Raw genomic sequence first — 18,467 nt, 5'->3', positions numbered from 1 at the left:
CTCCGCGGTCAGCCTAGTGACGGCCCGGCCGGATGTCCCCAGGTCGGTGCCGGGTGCGGCAGGTCCCCGTGGTCGCGGGTGGCGCGGTCGGCGCACCCGCGGAACGCCGAGCCTGGAGACCCCGACGGGAAGGAGAACCGATGGACGGGGACAAGGGAGGCGTCGGCGACGCCTCGATCGGCAGCGGCGTCGCGGCGCCGGGATCGCCCTGGCGGCGCGACGATGGCATGGCCACCGTGGAGTACGCGCTCGTCACCGTGGCGGCCGCGGGCTTCGCGGGTCTGCTGCTGGTGATCCTGAAGTCCGACGAGGTGCGCGGGATGCTCGTGAGCATCCTGCAGGGAGCGCTCGGAGGATGAGGAGCAGGCGCGGCGACCGCGGGTCGGTGACAGTGGAGCTCGCGCTCGCGCTGCCGGCCGCGGTCGCCGTGCTGGCGCTCGCGCTCGGCGGGGTGCGTGCGGCGGGAGAGGGGGCGGCGGTGGACGCCGCGGCCCTCGCGGCCGCGCGGGCGGCGGTGGTGGAGGACGATGCCGGCGCGCAGGCGGTGGCACGGCGGGTCGGCGGGCCGCGGGTGTCCGTGGAGATCGTCCGCGCCGACGGCTGGGTCGCCGTGACGGTGGCGGCGCCGCCTCGGTGGCCGTGGCCGCCGCGCACGGCCGTCATCGCGCTTCCGGACCAGCCGTGAGGGGTGACCGGGGGGCGGGCTCGGTCGTCGCGATGGGGTTGATCGCCGTCGTGGTCACGGCGGTGCTCGCGCTGCTGGCGGTGCTCGGACCCGTGCTCGAGGGAGCGCGGGCCCAGGCCGTCGCCGACGCGGCGGCGGTCGCCGCGGCCGTCGAGCTGCGTCACGGGCGCGCCCGGGGGTCGCCCGACGTCGCGGGGGCCTGCGCGGTCGCGGCTCGCGCGGCGGCGCTCGCGGGCGCCGAGCTCACGGGCTGCGAGCCGGGCCCGGCCGTCGGGGCGATGCGCGTCACCGCGGACGCGGGCGTCGAGCGCTCCGCGGTCGCGGGTCCGGCGCCACAGGCCCGGACAGAGATCGACGGCGGCCCGGGCTGAGGGATTCCGGGCCGCCGCCGCCAACCCCCGGGTCAGCGGACGGCTGAGGGAACGTCCCGCTGGCTGACGAGGGTCGGGCAAGGTGCGTGCACCCTGCACTCCCGATTGTTGACGCTGACTCGCCTCGTCGCCACCACCTGAGGCCGCGTTGCGCGGAGGTTACGCGGGAAATGTGACAAAGGCCACACGCGTAACCCCGGATCCGATGGTCGTTATCGGACCGTTACCTGACGGTGACCGTTCCCAGGGAGGTCCATGCCTGGAGCTCGAACCAGTCGTAGTAGCCCGGTTCAGGGGCGATGGCGATGTCGGGCTCGGCGATCCCGATCGAGGACTCGCCGGAGCCGGTCGTCCCCGCCGAGCCTTCGACGCCCCAGCCCGCGTCGGGCTCCGTGACCACGATCCCGCCGTCGCTGCCGCGCTCGAGGTCCACGCCGTCGTCGCCCGTCGGCTCGACGATCGTCGTGCCCGGCAGGCTCAGGTGGTGCATGGCCAGGAGCGTGTAGGAGCCGGGCGCGACGTCCAGCTGGCCGGCCTCCGTCCAGCAGGTGCTCACGTCGCGCCACAGGTACGTGCTGGACACGGACTCGCCGGCGCCGAGGAAGGATCCCTCCCATTCGGGGGCGATCGTCATCTCGCCGAGCGCGGGCTCGCTCACCGCCGCGTCGCCCGTGTCCTCGAACGCCTGCTCCTCCATCGCGGCCGCGGAGTCCATGGCCCACGCGCGCTGGTGCTGGTACGGATCGACGGGGTAGCCCTCGGCGACCACACGGCCGTCCCGCACCAGCGCGAGGTTCACACCCTGCATGCCCCAGAACTGCGTGAGATCCCACTCCGAGGTGTTGGCCAGCGTCACGTCCACGGCGGGGTTGCCCTCGACGATCCAGCCGTAGCTGACCGAGATCGACCGCGGCGCGGCCACCGTCACGGAGAGCAGGTCGAGCTCGGCGGACCGCGCCGGGAACGCCCCGTCGCCCTCGTAGCCGCAGCCCCACCAGGAGGTCGGCACCTCGCCCAGGCCGTCCGAGGTGGCGAGCCAGCGCTGGCTGCCCGCCGCCATGTCCCACGCGCCCGTCAGGCCCGCGAGGTACAGCTCGCGCGCGGTGGCGGCGTCGAGGGCGCTGTCGCTGGTCGGGTCGACCGGCGTGGGGTCGACGGGATCCGGCACGGGCTCCGGGTCGGTCCGCAGGTACGCGGCGAACGGCTCGTCGACCGGTTCGCCCGGGACCGCGAACCCGACGGGGTCGGAGTACACCCGGGTGAACGCGTCCGCGGCGAGCATGCCCGCGCTGTCGGTGGTGGTCGCGGCGTCGCCGTCGGCGGGACCCGAGGTCACCGCCTCGTCGGGATCGACCGCGACGTCGTCGGTCGGCTCCGCGGGCGCCGGCTCGTCGACGGCATCCGTCGGCTCCACAGGGTCGGCCGGCTCCAGCGTGGGCTCCGACGGCGGCTCCTCCTCGACGATCATCTCCGAAGGCCACAGCTCCTGGGTCAGCACCACCTCGTACTTCCCGGCGGGCAGCGCCTCGCCGTCCCAGCAGTTCTCCAGGGGCACGGACAGCTCCGTGACCTCGGAGTCCCCGGCGGCCATCACCAGCTCGCGGATCTCCACCACGTCGTCCGTGCTCGACCCCAGGGTCGCCACCACGATCCCGTCCCACAGCACCACGCCGTCCACCTCGAAGGTCTCGAAGACGCCGTCCTCGGCGCTCGTGAGCGTGGCGACCACGTCGAGCGTGCCGCCGGCGACCTCACCGGTCGGCAGCGACGCCGCGAGCGAGAAGGGCCCGGCGATCTCGGGCATGGCCGGCAGCTCCGTGCCGCACATTCCCCAGGCGGGCAGGCTCCCGGCCGCGAGCCCGCCGTCGGTCTCGGGCACCCCCGCGCTCATGTCGCCGCCGGCGGAGTCCGTGGCGGACTCCGCGGTCGTGGCGGAGTCCTCGGACCGCGAGCCGAGCGCGGAGCCCGGGCCGATCACGCCGACTGCGATGAGCGCCACCGCGCCCGCCCCGAGCAGGCCGTTGGCGCCGGCGTGCAGCGCGCGGGACCGGGACGCGCGCCGGGTCGCGTGCGCGCGGTCGATGGACATGCCGTCCAGCGGGGCCTTGTCGGCCGCGCCGCGGAGGGCGTCGGAGAGCTTGACCATGTCAGCGGCCTTCCTGGGAGGGGCGCGGGGCGCCGTCGGGGGAGGGGTCGCGGACGTCCTCGAGCGGGCCCAGGACCAGCTCGAGCCGGGCCAGGCCGTCGTGGACGTACCGCTTCACCGACCCCGGGGCGAGCCCGAGCTGGTGGGCGATCTGCGGCACCGTGAGGTCGTCGAAGTACCGCAGGACCACGCAGGCGCGCTCCCGCGGGGGCAGCGTCGCGAGCGCGGCGGTGACGTCGGTCCCGGCCTCGATCCCGGTGGTGGGATCGGAGCCCGCCTGCTCCTCGCGGAACAGGTGCTGGACCCTGCGCCACCGCTGCTCGCGGCGGTACCCGTCGATGTAGACCGTGGTGATCGCGCGGCGCACGTACCCCTCGGCCTTCACGGCGGTGAGACCCGGTCGCGGCTTCGAGAAGGTGCGCACCAGCGCGTCCTGCACCAGGTCCTGCGCCTGGGTGGCGTTGCCGCACACCAGGTACGCGTACCCGAGCAGCGCGCGCTCGCGATCCTCGACCAGCTGGGTCAACACCTCACGCCAGTCGCTCATCGCGCACCCCCTCGTCGCCTCCGTGCCTCACATGATGTCGACGCACGACACCCCAGGAAAGGTTGGGTCGCCCGCCTACCCGTCCCCTGCATCGTCCCCTAGAGTGCAGAGATATCCCTCGCGGACACGACAACGGAGTCGGGTCGGGGAGAACGTCGAGGAGGACGTCATGGTGCAGGCCATCGGCGCCACGGTGGAGGTGGGCTCGGCCAGCCTCACCATCGTGGTGGTCATCGGGATCATCGCCGCCGTCGCGCTGCTGGCCTCATGGCTGCTGCGCGCGCAGGTGCTCAAGGCGAAGGACGGCACGGAGCGGATGAACGACATCGCCGCCGCCGTCCAGGAGGGGGCGAGCGCGTACCTGACGCGGCAGCTGCGGACGCTGGCGCTGTTCGCGGCGCTGGTGTTCGCGCTGCTGTTCCTGCTGCCCGGGGACACGGGCGTGCGGATCGGTCGGTCGCTGTTCTTCCTGCTGGGGGCCGGCTGCTCGGCCACCATCGGCTACATGGGCATGTGGCTCGCCGTGCGGGCCAACGTGCGGGTCGCGTCCGCCGCGAACCGGTCGGGGGGCCGCGCCGAGGGCGCGCGCATCGCGTTCCGCACCGGCGGCGCGGTGGGCATGTCCGTGGTCGGCATGGGCCTCGGCGGCGCGGCGGCCGTGGTGTTCCTGTACCGCGACGATGCGGCGGCCGTGCTGGAGGGCTTCGGCTTCGGCGCCGCGCTGCTGGCCATGTTCATGCGGGTCGGCGGCGGCATCTTCACCAAGGCCGCCGACGTGGGCGCCGACCTGGTGGGCAAGGTCGAGCAGCACATCCCGGAGGACGACCCCCGCAACGCCGCCACCATCGCGGACAACGTGGGCGACAACGTCGGCGACTGCGCCGGCATGGCGGCCGACCTGTTCGAGTCCTACGCCGTGACCCTGGTCGCGGCGCTCATCCTCGGCAAGGCGGCGTTCGGCGAGCAGGGGCTCGTGTTCCCGCTGATCATCACTGCGATCGGCGCGCTGGTCGCGGCGATCGGCGTGCTCATCACGCGGGTGCGCGGCTCCGAGTCGGGCCTCAAGGCCATCAACCGCGGCTTCTACATCGCGGCGCTGGTGGGCGCGGTGCTCGCCGCGGTCGCGTCGTACGTGTACCTGCCGTCCTCGTTCTCCGAGTTCGCGGGCTCGGCGGTCGCGGACGCGTCCGGCGATCCGCGGGCGATCGCGACCATCGCCGTGTTCGTCGGCATCGGCCTCGCGGGGCTCATCCTCTGGCTCACGGGCTACTTCACGGACACCGCGAAGCGCCCGACCCGGCGCGTCGCGAAGACATCGCTGACCGGCGCGGCGACGGTGGTGCTCTCGGGCATCGGCGTCGGCCTCGAGTCGGCGGTCTACACGGCGACGGTCATCGCGGGCGCGATCGTGATCCTCTTCGCCATCTCGGGAGGCTCGATCGCCCTCGCGCTGTTCCTGGTGGCGCTCGCGGGCTGCGGGCTGCTCACCACGGTCGGCGTGATCGTGGCGATGGACACCTTCGGGCCCGTGTCGGACAACGCGCAGGGCATCGCCGAGATGTCCGGCGACGTCGACGAGGAGGCCGCCAAGACCCTCACCGACCTGGACGCCGTGGGCAACACCACCAAGGCCGTCACCAAGGGCATCGCCATCGCGACCGCGGTGCTCGCGGCGACCGCGCTGTTCGGCAGCTACTCCGACGCCGTCACGCACGCGCTCGAGCAGGCGTCCGCGAACGCCGCGGACTACTTCAGCTTCGAGATCATCCACCCGCTCACCCTGGTCGGGCTGATCATCGGCGGCGCGACGGTGTTCCTGTTCTCGGGTCTCGCGATCGACGCGGTGACCCGCGCCGCCGGCGCGATCGTCTACGAGGTCCGCCGCCAGTTCCGCGAGATGCCCGGCATCATGACGGGTCAGCAGCGCCCCGAGTACGGCCGCGTGGTCGACATCTGCACCCGCGACTCGCTGCGCGAGCTCGCCACCCCGGGCCTGCTCGCGGTGATGGCGCCGATCTTCGTGGGCTTCGCGCTCGGGATCGGCGCGCTCGCGGGCTTCCTCGCCGGCGCGATCGGCACCGGCGTGCTGATGGCGGTCTTCCTCGCCAACTCCGGTGGCTCGTGGGACAACGCCAAGAAGATCGTCGAGGACGGCCACCACGGCGGCAAGTACTCGCCCGCCCACGAGGCGACCGTGATCGGCGACACCATCGGCGACCCGTTCAAGGACACCGCGGGTCCCGCGATCAACCCGCTCATCAAGGTGATGAACCTGGTGGCCCTGCTGATCGCCCCCGCGGTGGTCGCGGTCGCGTACGGCGAGTCGAGCAGCGACATCCTGCGCATCGCGATCGCTGCGGTCGCCGCGGCCGTCGCGGTGGCGGCGGTGGCGATGGCCTCGCGCCGGTCGCATGCCGGCGGCGTCGAGGAGGAGGCCGATGCGGCGGCAGTCGACGAGGGGCACGCCCCGGCGGCGGGGACGGACGATGCGGTGGAGGAGCCCGCGGAGCGGTAGGGAGGTCCACGGGCGCCTGCGGCACCCCGTGCCACGCAGTCGAAACATCGGGGTGGGAGCATTCCGCCTATGGCACGCACGAGCATGAGGCTGGCCGGCGGGATCGTCGGCGCGTTGGTGGTCGTCGAGGCATCCTCCGGGGTGATCCAGGGCTACTACACGCCCCTTCTCACCGACATCGCCCGCCACCTCGGGATCCACGACGCCGACGTCAACTGGTTCGAATCTAGTCTAGACAGTGGAGTGATTCAGTCCTAGTCTGCTCAGGTGCCATCAGATGCTGAGAACGTCCCCGGTGAAGACTGGTTGGTGATCCAAGTCGATGACCAACGCGGCGCTCCTGAGGGCTGGCTTGAAGAGCTCGACGCCATCGCTGACCTGCCGAAGCGCGAGAAGGAGATGCTCCTCCGCGACGAGCATCCGATCATCGTCTCGCCATCGCTGGAGATCGACGACCGGCTCGTGGGGTTCTTCGCCTACGGCATGGGCGACGTGCTCTCGAAGACGAGGCTGAACCGGGCTCGGGCGCTGACGCGTTGGCTGGAGTGGTTGTCGCATCCCGAGGTCGGCGTTGATGACTGGGCCGAGGCGCAGGAGTGGCACTTCTGGGCGTTCAAGGACTACCGCACGCAGTCCAAGTTCCACCCCGACGGCGGAGCGATCAGCGAGGCCACCTTCAGCACTGACACGCTGTCGGTACTGCACGACCTGTACCGATGGGCCGAGAGGGAGCGTCTGGTCGACCACTCGCCGATCCCGGAGCGCGCCTCTCGAAAGCAAGGCAGCAACAGCAACACGATCACCGTCAAGTCGAGCGCCCCGCGCGTCCGTTGGGCGACCCCCGACACCTACCAGATGTGGCGCGACGTCGGCCTGCAGGGCTGTGTGGCGGTGCGTGACGGCAACGCGGTTCGGGCGGGCGAGCGTGATCCCTCGTGGAAGGGCGGCAGGAACCGCCTGAGGGACGTCGCCTACGTGAACTTCATGGTCACGACGGCGCTTCGAGCGCGGGAGCAGTCGACGCTGCTGACCGTCGAGCTCCCCGCCATGTCCGGCAATGTCCGACTCCCCGAGGGTGTCGCGAAGTTTGGCAACAGCCGGATCTACACCCCGTCACAGATCGGCCTGCACAGCATTGAGCGGTATGTCTCCGGGGAGCGAGCGAAAGCGGTGAAGCGAGCCAAGGACAAGAAGCGGTACGACGCCTTCGCGCGCCGCCATGACGTCCGGGTCGTGACCTTCGAGGGCACGGGCCGCAGGCGTCGCTGGGTGGCTGAGGATGGCCGCTCCGGCTCCTTTGAGCCGCTGACTGGCGATGACCGTCGCGGCATGTTCGTTCGCGACGAGAAGGGCCGGTTGGAGCCCTTGATGCTGTGGCTCAACGACGATGGACTGCCGATGTCGACGTCCGGTGTGGAGAAGATCTTCGAGCGCGCCAACGATCGTGTGTTCGATCAGTGCGAAGTGCTCGGGATGGCCCCCGAGGACATCCCGAATCTGAGCCAGCACAGCCTGCGCTTCACGTTCGCGCTGTGGCAGTTGCTGGCGCTTCACCGTCGCATCGACGAGCGCAAGGGCGGCAAGCCGGAGAAGTACGACGAGGACCGGTACGAGGTCGCGTTCGACGTGGTGCGCGACCTCCTGGGCCACGCAGATGTGGAGACCACGAGGAAGACCTACCTCAAGCCCGCCCAGACGCTGTGGGTGGGCGAGCTGCTCGGCGAGGGGTTCACCGGCGAGTTGTCAGAGGTCATCTCGAGGATGACTGCTGGGGCCGACCTCGTGCTCGACACAGGCACCGTGTTCGTAGGCAAGGAGGGTGACGTTGGCTAAGGCACCACGGGCGAGGAACTCAACCGTCCCCGTCATCCAGGAGCGCCTGAACCTCGACGCGATGACCGTCGAGTGGACCGCCACGGGCGAGACCGAGCCGAGGATCATCGACGCCTCAGACTGGCCGGGAAGTGAGACTCTGCGGAAGCAGGTCCTTGCCGCCTTCCACGTGAAGACTCAGAGCGGCGCATGGGGCAGCGACCAGACCGTCACGCCCAACGTCGAGAAGGCGCGGATGCTCCTCGGGGCACTGGAAGCCGCAGGTGTGACCTGCTTCAGTCAGGTGAGGCACACGGTCATCGAAGACGTGCTCCAGACGCTGGGCACGGCACGAGACTGGAGAGAGACGACCGCGGCGGGCTTTGAGCGATCGCTCCGCTCCTGGATGGGGCTTATCCCGGTACTGCCGTCCACGACCCGCAGTTCGCTGCGGTGGTCCAAGCAGCTTCACGCCACGCTCGACAGCGGTTCGCGAGACTTCCTTACGAGGGAGCAGTTTGACGAGCTGCAGGCGGCAGCGCAGCAGGTCGTGGAGAGCGCAGTCGAGCGCATTGAGCGCTACTACGAGATGGCCCTTGCGGGCGCTGACCTCGGTTCATGGAGAGACTGCAATCCCCGATCGCCCGAGCGTCTCCAGGCGGCATTGCACGGACTGCTGACCGGCGGCGAGGCAATGCACCCCAGTCGCTGGCGCGACTACGCGTCCATGAGGGTGAAGGCAGTGGGAGGCTGTTCGCATCTCAACTGGCTCGCACCCTCGCCAACCGAGGCGCTGGCGATGGTGACGCTGGTCATGTGCGCCGAGGGGTGGAACATGAGCGACATCGGCTCCTTGCGGATCGCCTCGCGTGCGGCGGGGGCGGGCGATGAGGCGGACTACCTCACGATGTCGACGAGCAAGCCTCGACGAGGCCCGAGCCGTGCCCACTACACCGCGTTATTCGAGTCCGGCACTGAGGCGAGCAGCGCGCACTGGGTATCCCTGATCACGCGGGCTACCCACCCCATCCGCGAACACGTGCGGCTGCAGGGTGTGGTTGACGATCATCTGATCCTCTACTCGGGTGCGGTTGGGAACCCAGGCGCTGAAGCGGATCGCCGACGCGTCTTGGGCTCGGTGTCCTGGGGCGTGCCCGACGCCAACACCACCCGCAAGCGTGCCTCATGGGTGCCTGACAGCGTCGGCAGACTCGACTTCCAGATGCTGCACCGCACCTTCGAGACAGTCATCAACGTGGGGTCTGTCAACAACACGCTGAACACGTTCTTCAACGACTACATGCGCAACAACCCTGAGGTGATGAAGGAGGCTCGGCGCATCCACGCTCAGGGCGCGCAGATGGGGTTCGACGCCTCTGCTGAGCGCTTCCACCTGGGGATCACACCGATTGCCGACGCGAGTCCTAAGGTGCTCTCAGGCAAGAGTGACACCGCGACGGTCGCGTGCGAGGACATCACTCACAACCCCATCACGGGTGCGCCGTGCACAGAGTCCTTCATGGCCTGCCTGGCCTGCCCCAACGCGGTGGTGACACCTCGCCACGTGCCCCGTCTGGCGTACCTGTGGCAGGCGCTGGAGGATCGCCGATCAGCGTTCACGGCGCGCGTGTGGGAGTCGTACCGACCCCACTACCTCCGACTGGACGACTTCCTCAGAACCGAAGTGCGGCTCGATGAGGAGGGCATCAAGCGCACAGCGCGGACCGCCTCGCAGGACGACAAGAGCGAGGTCCGACGACTCCTGAAGGGTGAATACGATGCTTGACGGCGCGGCTGCCAGGGCTCTACCGCACACCCTGCCCGACCACACCCCATCACCCGGGATCGCTACGCCCGAGAAGGGCGAGGGGTGGCGGGAGCCGGCGGCCGATGCGGACGCTATCGAGGGGCACCGCGTAGTCGACAGTGCTGCCGAGATGCCCCGATACGGGGACGATCGTTGGCAGCTCGACGCGCTCGGCCGCAAGCCTGGTGCTGCGCCTGTGACCATCCCATTCCTCTTCCCGAACAACCATGAGCGCCCCGACGAGGTCGCGCAGACGGTGCGTCGCGTCGCCTACCTGCTCATCAACCGTGGCATTCACCCGCGTTCCCTGAGTCGTCCGGGTGCGCAGGCGATGCGGTTCATGGGTCCCGACAGTGTGAGGATGCTGCTCGGGCACCTCCGTGACCTGCTCGCCTGGGGTGAAGCGCAGGGACTGGAACGCCTGCGCGACTTCACGCCCGGCATGATTGATCAGTACCGGCACGAGGATCAGCCCAAGCGTCCTGGCGTGTGGGCGGGCGGGCTTCGTCCTCAGCTCACTCGCATCGCGGACCTGGCACCGTGGCTCCCTGAGGAGGATCGACTCCCGGTGCCGTCCTGGGCGGACGGGTTCCGTGAGCCCAAGGCGCTGTCGGGCAAGGCAAAGGGGTCTCGTACCGAGGTGATCCCCGAGGCGATGCTCGACCCGCTGCTCGCGTGGTGCCGGTGCCTGATCCGGGAAGCTGGTCCCGACATCGTCGCCGCTCGCGCCGCGGTGCTCGACCGACTCGCCCAGTGCCGTGACGGTGACGACGATGAGATCCGCGCCTGGCTCACAGGCTTCGTCGAGGAGTACGGGGCGCTGCCGCGACATCCGGCCGCGCCGAAAGACGGCGAGATCTTGTACCCGTACCTCGCCTATCTCAGCGGGTTCGCGGTGGAGGCGCTGAAGCGCAACGTTCAATGGAGCGAGAAGGCGCGCAGTCGGAGGCCGCATGCGAGGGGGTGGCTCGTGTCCGAGATGCCTTGCCCTGTCGCGCAGCCGATCACTGGCTCGGGAGTCGATGGGCGGCCGTGGCGCGACACCATCGACTGGTGTGATCTCATGCCGTACTCCACGTGGTCGTTCCTCTCTGCACCGCTGATCAAGAGCGTCTACGTGGCCGCATTCGTCCTGATCGGGTGCGGCACCAGCGCGAGGCCGCAAGAGATCGCGACGCTGCCCCTCGACTGTCTCGAGGAGGTCCCGCCTGAGGAGGACGGTGGGATTCGCGCGCACTACCTTCATGGGTTCACCTGGAAGAACAAGTCCCTGAAGGGTGAGCCCAAGGAGTGGCAGGCGGTGGAGATCGTGGTCGACGCGGTCAAGCTCCTGCAGTCGCTGGGTAGACACCAGGAAGTGGATGAGCCGTGGCTGTTTCCGTCCGGTGGTGCGCGTCAGGGGTACGGCGACTACAGCGGAGCGTGCTGGACCGCCGAGTCCGCGCCCGAAAGGTTCGACGTCGCGATCGCCTACATCAACAGCGACCGCGTGCAGGGTCGGCTGGCGCACCCCGTCCGTATCGAAGACCCCGACGACCCGGAGTTCCGGCTGCGCCCGCGGCAGCTCCGTCGCTCCTTCGACATCTACACGCAGCGCCAGCCCAACGGTGAGTTCGCCAGCATGCTCACGCTCGGTCACGCGGAGCGCGGCCTGGGTCGCAGCGGGTACTCCGACATGTCGACCGTGGGGCCGACGTACGGGATGACCCCGGAGCAGAAGGCTGAGCATGCCGAGATGCTCGCGGAGATCGATCGGTCGCTCGTCGCCGGTGGCGGTGTGAGCGGTCCCGCCGTCGACCGGCTGCTCGAGGTTCTGGAGCCGTTCCGCGCGCGGTACGAGCCCAAGGAGTCGAGGGTCAAGCGGCTCGTGAAGGAGCACGTCGAGGACCACGGCGAGGGCCGGGTATTCAACAACCCTCGCCAGTTCGCCATGTGCCTGTACGACGGTCAGGGGAAGTGCCAAGGAGGACCGGAAGGACCCGACCTTGAGGGCTGTGATCCTGGCTGCGACTGCCTCGTGCGCACAGACGAGGACGCGAGGGCAGCCGAAGCTGAGGCTCAGCGGTTCCGCGCCGAGGCGAGCAGCCCCATGGTGCCGTTCCCCAGGCAGGTGCGACTCGGCCAGTCGGCCGCCCGGCATCAGGCAATGGCCGACGCGCATTGGGCGGGGCGGCGCGTGCTGCCCATCGCGCAGATCAATCAGGGAGGCGGTCGCTGATGGCCACAGAGAGCCCCGGCTGGTGCAAGCGTTGCGGCGAGCCGATCGAGCAGTCGGACCGCACCCAGGGTCGCGCCAGAGAGTTCTGCGGGGACGCCTGCCGCCAGGCGCACCGCCGGGCCGCGCAGGTTCGCAGTCTGCTCGCCAAGGAGGTAGGCCTGACGGACAAGCAGACGGAGCGGCTGCTGACGCTGTTCAAGGTGTCTATCCGTGACGCCAGCGCGTCACGATCTGGGTCGAGGGAGGTCGCACATGGCTGAGCGGGACTCGAACGTCGTCCGACGCATCCGGGAGGCGCAGGCACGCATCCTCGCCGGCACCCCCGAGCACATCGAGGTTGGCGTCACCAGTGTCCGAGGGCTCGCCAAGGAAGCGGGCGTGAACCTCAACTGGCTCAACCGTCAGTACGAGCAAGAGCGCGACGCGTTCACCGAGGCCGTCCGCGCCGCCGCAGGTGCAGACCTCACGGCCCGCGAGGTCGAACTCACCAGTCGCATCGAGGAACTCGAAGCCGAGGTCAAGCGGCTCAAGGCGCAGTCGAAGGAGAGGCTGGGTCGGGCCGACAACTGGAAGGCCGCCGCTGAGCACTTCATCCGCGAGGTCCATGTCGTGAAGCTGCAACTGGCGCGCGAGGCAGGCCGGACAGAGGCGGCCTTCAAGGCGCGGAACGCCGCCAAGGCAGACCGGGACGCCGCCGTAGAGGCCATGAAGCAGGCGTACGACGAGTTGCACGCCTACGAGGCCGAGCAGTTGCCGAGACGCTCTTGGACGCCCCGTGTGGTCGGGCCCGAAGACCGTGCGTGAGGGTGGCCTGTCTCGCGCGGCGGGCGGGCTGGATGGGGGTCGCGCTGATGTTGGATCGCGCGCGGCCGCGCCCCTTCGTACGCGACTAGTATCGAGCGCAACGCTCGCTGTGAAAGGGACTGCACTCCATGACGTCTGAGGCTCAAACACCGCGCCCCCTGGTCATCGTCGAGCCTGGTAAAGTGCTTGATTTCATCGACGGCACCACTCAGCGCGCGGACACGCCAGAGGAGTATGTGCGCCAGGAGATCGCGAAGTCGCTGGTGCGCGAGTACGGCTACGCGAAGAAGGACATCGAAGTTGAGTTCCCGATCCGCATCGGGAGCAAGCGCGCACGCGTCGATCTCGCGATCTTCCCGCCCGACGCAGACCACAAGCAGGAGTCGATGGGCGTCATCGTCGAGTGCAAGGCGCTCGGCACCAACCCGAAGTCGCGCACCGACGGCGTTGATCAGTTGGTGAGCTACATGGCGGCATGCCCCAATGTCGAGGTCGGCATGTGGACGAACGGCAGCGATCTTGCGGTGTACCGGATGGTGACAACCAAGGGGCAGCGCAAGCCCGAGGAGATCCCCGACCTGCCGCACGCCGGCGACACTGTCGACGACGATCGGCCCGAGTTCCACCAGCTGCGCGCGGCCGCCTCGGACTCGCTGCTCTTCGCGTTCCGACGCGCGCACGACTACATCTCAGGCAACCAGGGCCTGCAGAAGCCGGAAGCGTTTTGGGAGCTTCTGAAGCTGATCTTCTGCAAGATCCACGATGAGCGGAACTCAGACCGGCCGACGTTCTACGCAACCGCTACGGAACGCAACAACATGACCGGCGCGCTGAAGTGCGCCAAGCGTGTCGCGAAGCTGTTCGACGAGGTCAAGCGGTCCTACCCGACGATCTTCAAGGCCACCGACGAGATCGACCTGAACCCCAACGTGCTCACCTACATCGTCACGCAGCTCCAGTCGTTCGCTTTGCTGGAGAGCGATGTTGACGTCAAGGGGAAGGCGTACGAGGAGGTCGTCGGTTCGAACCTCCGGGGCGACCGCGGTGAGTTCTTCACCCCGCGCAACGTCTGCAAGATGATGGTCGAGATGCTGAACCCGGATGAGCACGCGCTCGTGCTCGACCCGGCCTGCGGGACAGGCGGGTTCCTGATCACCGCCATGAACCACGTGGTCCCGCGCATTCGCGCGGACGTTCGCAGGTCGGGCCGCAGTGAAGCGTTGCAGGCCAATGCCCTGCGCGAGCGCGTGACGCGCTACTTGTCGAACAACCTGGTCGGCATCGACTTCAACCCGAGTCTGGTCCGAGCGACAAAGATGAACATGGTCATGAACAACGACGGCTCAGGGGGCCTCTACCAGGCCAATTCGCTCGCCAACCCAGCGCTGTGGGACGAGACGCTACGCACGCGTGAACTCCTCGGGAGTGTTGACTACGTCATCACCAACCCGCCGTTCGGGTCGAAGATCCCGATCGACGATCCAGCGATCCTGAGCCAGTACGAACTCGGCCATTCATGGTCCTACGACGATGACGAAGACCTTTGGTCAATGAAGGACGAGACCACCTCGCGCCCCCCGGAGATCCTGTTCATCGAGCGTTGCGTCAAGTTCCTCAAGCCAGGCACAGGGGTCGCTGCCATGGTGCTTCCCGACGGAATACTCGGCAGCCCCGGCCTCGGCTTCGTTCGCCAGTGGCTCCTCCGGAACACGCGCCTGCTCGCTTCGGTCGACCTCCATCCAGACACGTTCCAGCCCGGGACCAGCGTGCAGACTTCCGTGCTCATCGTTCAACGCAAGACCGACGATGAGATCGCTATCGAGCTGGCAGCGCGAACGGTCAACTCCTACGAGGTCTTCATGGCGATCTGCGACCACATCGGTCACGACAAGCGGGGCAACACAACGTACGTGCGCGACGACAACGGCTTCGAGATCATCGCTGAGAGCGCAGACGCCGTTACGTCGGGGCTGGACGCCGACGAGCCCGAGCTGCTCCACCTCGCACAGGAGCGCGTAGTGGATGACAACACCCAGCAGATCGCCGCCGAGTACCGCGAGTGGCTCGCGGCTGGCGCATGACGGCCGCGACTCTCGCCGCACGCGTCGCGGCACCTCGACCGGCGTGGGCAGGTGTCCCGGCCCAACTGTTGCTCTCGGGCCATCGCCGACTGGAAGCGCGCACCTACCTCACCGATGGATACGGCATCCGGAGTCGTCTTGAGTCTCTGGGCGACAAGGTCTCGGCGTTCTCGACGCTCGCCGAAGTGTGGCAACCGTCCCGACTCAAGGGCTACGAGACGCGTGCGGACGTCGGTGTCCCGTACCTGTCGGCAGGCCAAGTGCTTGAAGCTCGACCTCGCATCAGGAAGTGGCTCGCACGGGGCATGATCAACGACATCGATCGCCGCACGGTCGAGCTCGGCTGGATTCTGCTCACGCGGTCGGGTGAGGTTGGACGAGTGACGACCCCCTACGCCCACCACGTCGGGCCTGTCATCACGGACGATCTCCTACGCGTGGTGGCCCATGAACCGGAGTCGTTTGGCTGGCTCTACGCATACATGCGCACACCGTCGTTCTACGCGATGACGCGCAGCGCCCAGTACGGCCACATGATCAAGCATCTCGAGCCGGAACATGTGCTCGCGTTGCCGGTACTCACCGCGGAACCTGACGTGCGATCGGAGATAGGCGCGCTTGCCGCGCGGGCCGTCCAACTCCGAGCCCAGGCACTCGAGACAGAGCAGCGCGCGTTCGCACTGTACGGCGAGCACCTGAACCCCGATGGCGTGGAGATCGTCTCGTCCATCGCCCAGTCCGTGCCCGTCACGGAGCTGATGTCAGGGCGTCGTCGATTCGAGGGACAGACAGTTCGCGCCGAAGTCCGGCAGCTGTCCTCCCTCGTGGAGTCCTCCGCGACCAACGGGACGAGCACCCTCGGCGAAGTGTGCAGCCGAATCGCGCTCGGCAACCGCTTCAAGCGGCACTTCGGCCCTGATGGCACGCCGTACCGGAGTGCGGGCGAACTCTTTGACGTGAACGCCGCAGTGACCAAGCGCATCTACGCTGGTCTTCTCGACAACCCCGAGCGCTACATGCTGGAGCCGGGCTGGCTCATCATGGCGTGCTCAGGTCAGACATACGGGCTGCTCGGTCGCACGCTCGTCACCACCGAGGCGCATGCGGGCGTCTTCGGGAGCCACGACCTCATCAGGATTGAGCCGGACCTCGACCAGGTGCGCATCGGATACCTCCAGACGGTGCTCAACCACCCCGAGTACGGCCGCCCGCTCGTGATCCGGCACGCGTCGGGCACCTCGGTGCCCCACCTCGACCCCGTCGACGTTCGCACCATCCGGTTCCCGAGATTCGGGTCCGACGTCGAGGCTGAGATTGCCGACCTCATGGAGAGCGCCATCGAGATGTTCTATCTCGCGGACGGCCTTGAGACTGAAGCCACCGAGCGCGCGGAGGCCCTCATCGAGCAGCATGTCGGCGGTGTGCAACTCTGACCCCCAGTTGTCACGCCGGCGCACTCCGACCATCGCCGATCGAGTATCAGCCGGGTGTCGTGTCGTCAAGGTGTGGAGCAGCCTGCTCCGGTGGGGGTCAATCAGGGCCGCTGCTGTGGTGACGGACTCGGAGCATCACCCAGTCTTCACTGGGGACGTCCTCGGCCCAGGCTGTCCGGCGGGCGAGCTCCCGAGTCCCTGTCTTCAGCCGGGACTACACCCTCAGCGTCGAACTCGGAGTACTGCGCACCAGTGCGGCCTAGCTCGTCGGCGAAATCGAGCTGGCGCGTGTGCTCAGCAATCCGCTCCGCCCACACTCGACGCACGAGCGCTTGCTCGTCGACGGACAACGCGTCATAGGAACTGCGCCCGGCGAGGACCCGAACGACATCCCGATACGTCACCTGAGGCGACAGCTCTAGTTCCCGCCCCAATCGCACCCAGTGTGCAATCTGCTGCGCGACCGTTCGAGAGGTGACACTTGCCGCCACCTTGGCAGACTCATAGACGTCGAGCGGCACTCGCGTCGGTCGGCTCTCCCTGACCATGCACGCCACGATAGCTCTCGAGCGCTGCTCGCGGCCCCGTGTTCGCAGGCCCAGCGATGATGCACCGACTTGAGGTTCCGCACCAAGCGAATGAGCCGAATCGGGCCCGAACCCCGGTCTGTGTGAAGTGCTCGGACTCCGTATCGCCGTGGCGGCCGGGCTCGGTGGGGGCCGTACTCGACCGCACCGTCGACCGAGCCTGCGCCCGCAGCGTCAGGCCCGTCGCACATCGCTGACCCCGGGCGGCGATTCTCGCGCGGGTAGGAGTAGCGGTGAATCATGCAAGAAGACTTTCTTGAATATCTTCTAGAACACTTTCAAGATGGTCAGAAAGAACATCCTTCTTCATGTCAGAAATTGTTCATACATGCAAGACTGACTTCTCATGAATGGCGTATCTATCAGGTGATTTGAGCGCCTCTTGATGCTTGAATTTCGCGCCGTACTTCCTCTACGATGCATTTCTCGGAGCGGTGTACGTCGAGTTCTATGCGATAGTGAGGAAAAGCATTGAGGAAAATCATTCAGGGCCTGCGAGTCTCTCGAGGCGTGTCGGCTGCACGCGCCCCTCGTGGGTGGCTGGTCGAGTGCGGAGGCGCTCCGTGACTGACTATGTGGACCTCAACGAGCCGGCGGCTCGGGGCATCTATCGCCTCGAGAGCTCGTCGCCCACCGTGTACTACGTCGACGCTCGCCTGTGGCCGCCGCTGCTTCTGCGCGCGCCCGGGCATGGCGACACCAGCACTGGCCCCGCGGACTTTTCATGGGTGGAACTGGTCGATCTCCAGTCTGGGCCGCGCGTGGTCGATGGTCTGCGCGAGCTCGCCCGGGACGAGATTGACTTCGCCGATGTCCGTCGATGGGTGCTGCGCGTTGAGTCGCGCCACCGCTTCGACTACTACTCCCCGGCGATCGACGGCTGGTGGATCGCCCGCACCCTCGAGAAGATCGTCAGGATCGACTCACTCCCCGAATGGCGCCTACTCGCCCGCGACAACGACGACGACAGCCTCGCCGCTGAGGGGCGCCCCGAATGAATGACGTGACGGAAGTGCACGTGCTGAACCGGCCGGGAATCTATGTCGCGTCATCCCTCATGTCTCAGACCGTCTACGTGGTCGACTCGCGGCTCGACACTGGCGTGCCCCGGTGGTTCCGCGCTACCGGGCGCGACAGCATGCGCGGGAGGTTCGACTTCGCTTGGCAACCCGCCACAGCGCTCATCTCGATGCCGGTGGAGTGGAACGGCTCCCGATGGCTCACGCGTTCCGAGGTCGACACGACGACCAAGCAGTGGACGTTGCGGGTCGGGTCATCCCACACGTTCCACACGCCAGATCTCACCGGGCGCAACGGTGGCGCCTACTGGGTGGCGAGCAGTGCGTGCCGCGCCATCGAGCAGGTCGATGAACTCCCTGACTGGCTGGCTGCGCCATGACATGCCCGCTCTGCTCGGCCCCCAAGGCGTTCGCCGTCGAGGCACTTCTGCCGAGATCCGCC

The 18,467-nt window shown here is 68.3% G+C and carries 16 protein-coding genes and 1 pseudogene; 14 read left to right on the top strand and 3 right to left on the bottom strand.

Going from position 1 to position 18,467, the window contains the following annotated elements; translation table 11 throughout:
* The first annotated feature begins 140 nt into the window (after nucleotides 1–140).
* The 3 genes from QQX13_RS12240 to QQX13_RS12230 are packed head-to-tail and all read left to right on the top strand — an operon-like array spanning nucleotide 141 to nucleotide 1,056.
* Nucleotides 141–359, top strand: coding sequence for a DUF4244 domain-containing protein (locus QQX13_RS12240; protein WP_301120617.1), 219 nt, complete (start codon nucleotides 141–143; stop codon nucleotides 357–359).
* Nucleotides 356–685: a hypothetical protein gene (locus QQX13_RS12235; RefSeq protein ID WP_301120612.1), complete on the top strand. Its 330-nt coding sequence runs from the start codon at nucleotides 356–358 to the stop codon at nucleotides 683–685. Before QQX13_RS12240 ends, QQX13_RS12235 begins: the two co-directional genes overlap by 4 nt.
* Before the next feature lie 32 nt (nucleotides 686–717).
* Nucleotides 718–1,056: a helicase gene (locus tag QQX13_RS12230; protein WP_301144553.1), complete on the top strand. Its 339-nt coding sequence runs from the start codon at nucleotides 718–720 to the stop codon at nucleotides 1,054–1,056.
* A 223-nt stretch (nucleotides 1,057–1,279) separates the two neighbouring features.
* Here QQX13_RS12230 and QQX13_RS12225 read toward each other — a convergent pair whose 3' ends face one another.
* Nucleotides 1,280–3,202, bottom strand: coding sequence for a hypothetical protein (locus tag QQX13_RS12225; protein ID WP_301120608.1), 1,923 nt, complete (start codon nucleotides 3,200–3,202; stop codon nucleotides 1,280–1,282).
* A 1-nt stretch (nucleotide 3,203) separates the two neighbouring features.
* A complete protein-coding gene (locus QQX13_RS12220) occupies nucleotides 3,204–3,749 on the bottom strand; it encodes a sigma-70 family RNA polymerase sigma factor (protein WP_301120606.1) in 546 nt (181 codons plus the stop codon).
* 169 nt (nucleotides 3,750–3,918) lie between these two features.
* Here QQX13_RS12220 and QQX13_RS12215 point away from each other — a divergent pair, with 169 nt between their 5' ends.
* The 9 genes and pseudogenes from QQX13_RS12215 (at nucleotide 3,919) to QQX13_RS12175 (ending at nucleotide 16,419) form a co-directional block, all read left to right on the top strand.
* On the top strand, nucleotides 3,919–6,264 hold the full coding sequence (locus QQX13_RS12215; protein ID WP_301120605.1) for a sodium-translocating pyrophosphatase: 2,346 nt from the start codon (nucleotides 3,919–3,921) through the stop codon (nucleotides 6,262–6,264).
* 69 nt (nucleotides 6,265–6,333) lie between these two features.
* Nucleotides 6,334–6,495 (top strand): annotated as a pseudogene (locus QQX13_RS12210) (MFS transporter); the annotation flags it as partial.
* 78 nt (nucleotides 6,496–6,573) lie between these two features.
* Nucleotides 6,574–8,097 (top strand): site-specific integrase, encoded by a 1,524-nt coding sequence (locus QQX13_RS12205; RefSeq protein ID WP_301153486.1) that lies wholly within the window; start codon nucleotides 6,574–6,576, stop codon nucleotides 8,095–8,097.
* Between the two features lie 61 nt (nucleotides 8,098–8,158).
* On the top strand, nucleotides 8,159–9,862 hold the full coding sequence (locus QQX13_RS12200; protein WP_301153485.1) for a hypothetical protein: 1,704 nt from the start codon (nucleotides 8,159–8,161) through the stop codon (nucleotides 9,860–9,862).
* Nucleotides 9,855–12,101 (top strand): hypothetical protein, encoded by a 2,247-nt coding sequence (locus tag QQX13_RS12195; protein WP_301153484.1) that lies wholly within the window; start codon nucleotides 9,855–9,857, stop codon nucleotides 12,099–12,101. Before QQX13_RS12200 ends, QQX13_RS12195 begins: the two co-directional genes overlap by 8 nt.
* Complete coding sequence (locus QQX13_RS12190) at nucleotides 12,101–12,361, top strand: hypothetical protein (RefSeq protein ID WP_301153483.1); 261 nt, start codon at nucleotides 12,101–12,103, stop codon at nucleotides 12,359–12,361. Before QQX13_RS12195 ends, QQX13_RS12190 begins: the two co-directional genes overlap by 1 nt.
* Nucleotides 12,354–12,905, top strand: coding sequence for a hypothetical protein (locus QQX13_RS12185; protein WP_301153482.1), 552 nt, complete (start codon nucleotides 12,354–12,356; stop codon nucleotides 12,903–12,905). Before QQX13_RS12190 ends, QQX13_RS12185 begins: the two co-directional genes overlap by 8 nt.
* A gap of 182 nt (nucleotides 12,906–13,087) precedes the next feature.
* On the top strand, nucleotides 13,088–14,986 hold the full coding sequence (locus QQX13_RS12180; RefSeq protein ID WP_301153481.1) for a type I restriction-modification system subunit M: 1,899 nt from the start codon (nucleotides 13,088–13,090) through the stop codon (nucleotides 14,984–14,986).
* Entirely contained in the window at nucleotides 14,983–16,419 is a 1,437-nt protein-coding gene (locus tag QQX13_RS12175) for a restriction endonuclease subunit S domain-containing protein (RefSeq protein WP_301153480.1), read from the top strand. Before QQX13_RS12180 ends, QQX13_RS12175 begins: the two co-directional genes overlap by 4 nt.
* A gap of 146 nt (nucleotides 16,420–16,565) precedes the next feature.
* Here the strand turns inward: QQX13_RS12175 and QQX13_RS12170 are convergent, their stop codons facing one another.
* Nucleotides 16,566–16,967 carry a TA system antitoxin ParD family protein gene (locus QQX13_RS12170; protein WP_301153479.1) on the bottom strand — a complete coding sequence of 134 codons (402 nt, stop codon included), beginning with the start codon at nucleotides 16,965–16,967 and terminating at the stop codon, nucleotides 16,566–16,568.
* Nucleotides 16,968–17,581: 614 nt separating this feature from the next.
* Between QQX13_RS12170 and QQX13_RS12165 the strand changes: the two genes are divergently transcribed.
* Both QQX13_RS12165 and QQX13_RS12160 read left to right on the top strand, forming a co-directional pair.
* A complete protein-coding gene (locus QQX13_RS12165) occupies nucleotides 17,582–18,004 on the top strand; it encodes a hypothetical protein (protein ID WP_301153478.1) in 423 nt (140 codons plus the stop codon).
* Nucleotides 18,001–18,405 carry a hypothetical protein gene (locus QQX13_RS12160; protein WP_301153477.1) on the top strand — a complete coding sequence of 135 codons (405 nt, stop codon included), beginning with the start codon at nucleotides 18,001–18,003 and terminating at the stop codon, nucleotides 18,403–18,405. The genes QQX13_RS12165 and QQX13_RS12160 overlap by 4 nt, the downstream gene beginning before the upstream one ends.
* Nucleotides 18,406–18,467 lie beyond the last annotated feature (62 nt).

It is taken from the genome of Demequina lignilytica (genome assembly GCF_030418375.1).
Classification (GTDB): Bacteria; Actinomycetota; Actinomycetes; order Actinomycetales; family Demequinaceae; genus Demequina; species Demequina lignilytica.
The sequence above is the reverse complement of the archived record's forward strand: the minus strand, read 5'-3'. Positions and strand labels throughout refer to the sequence as shown.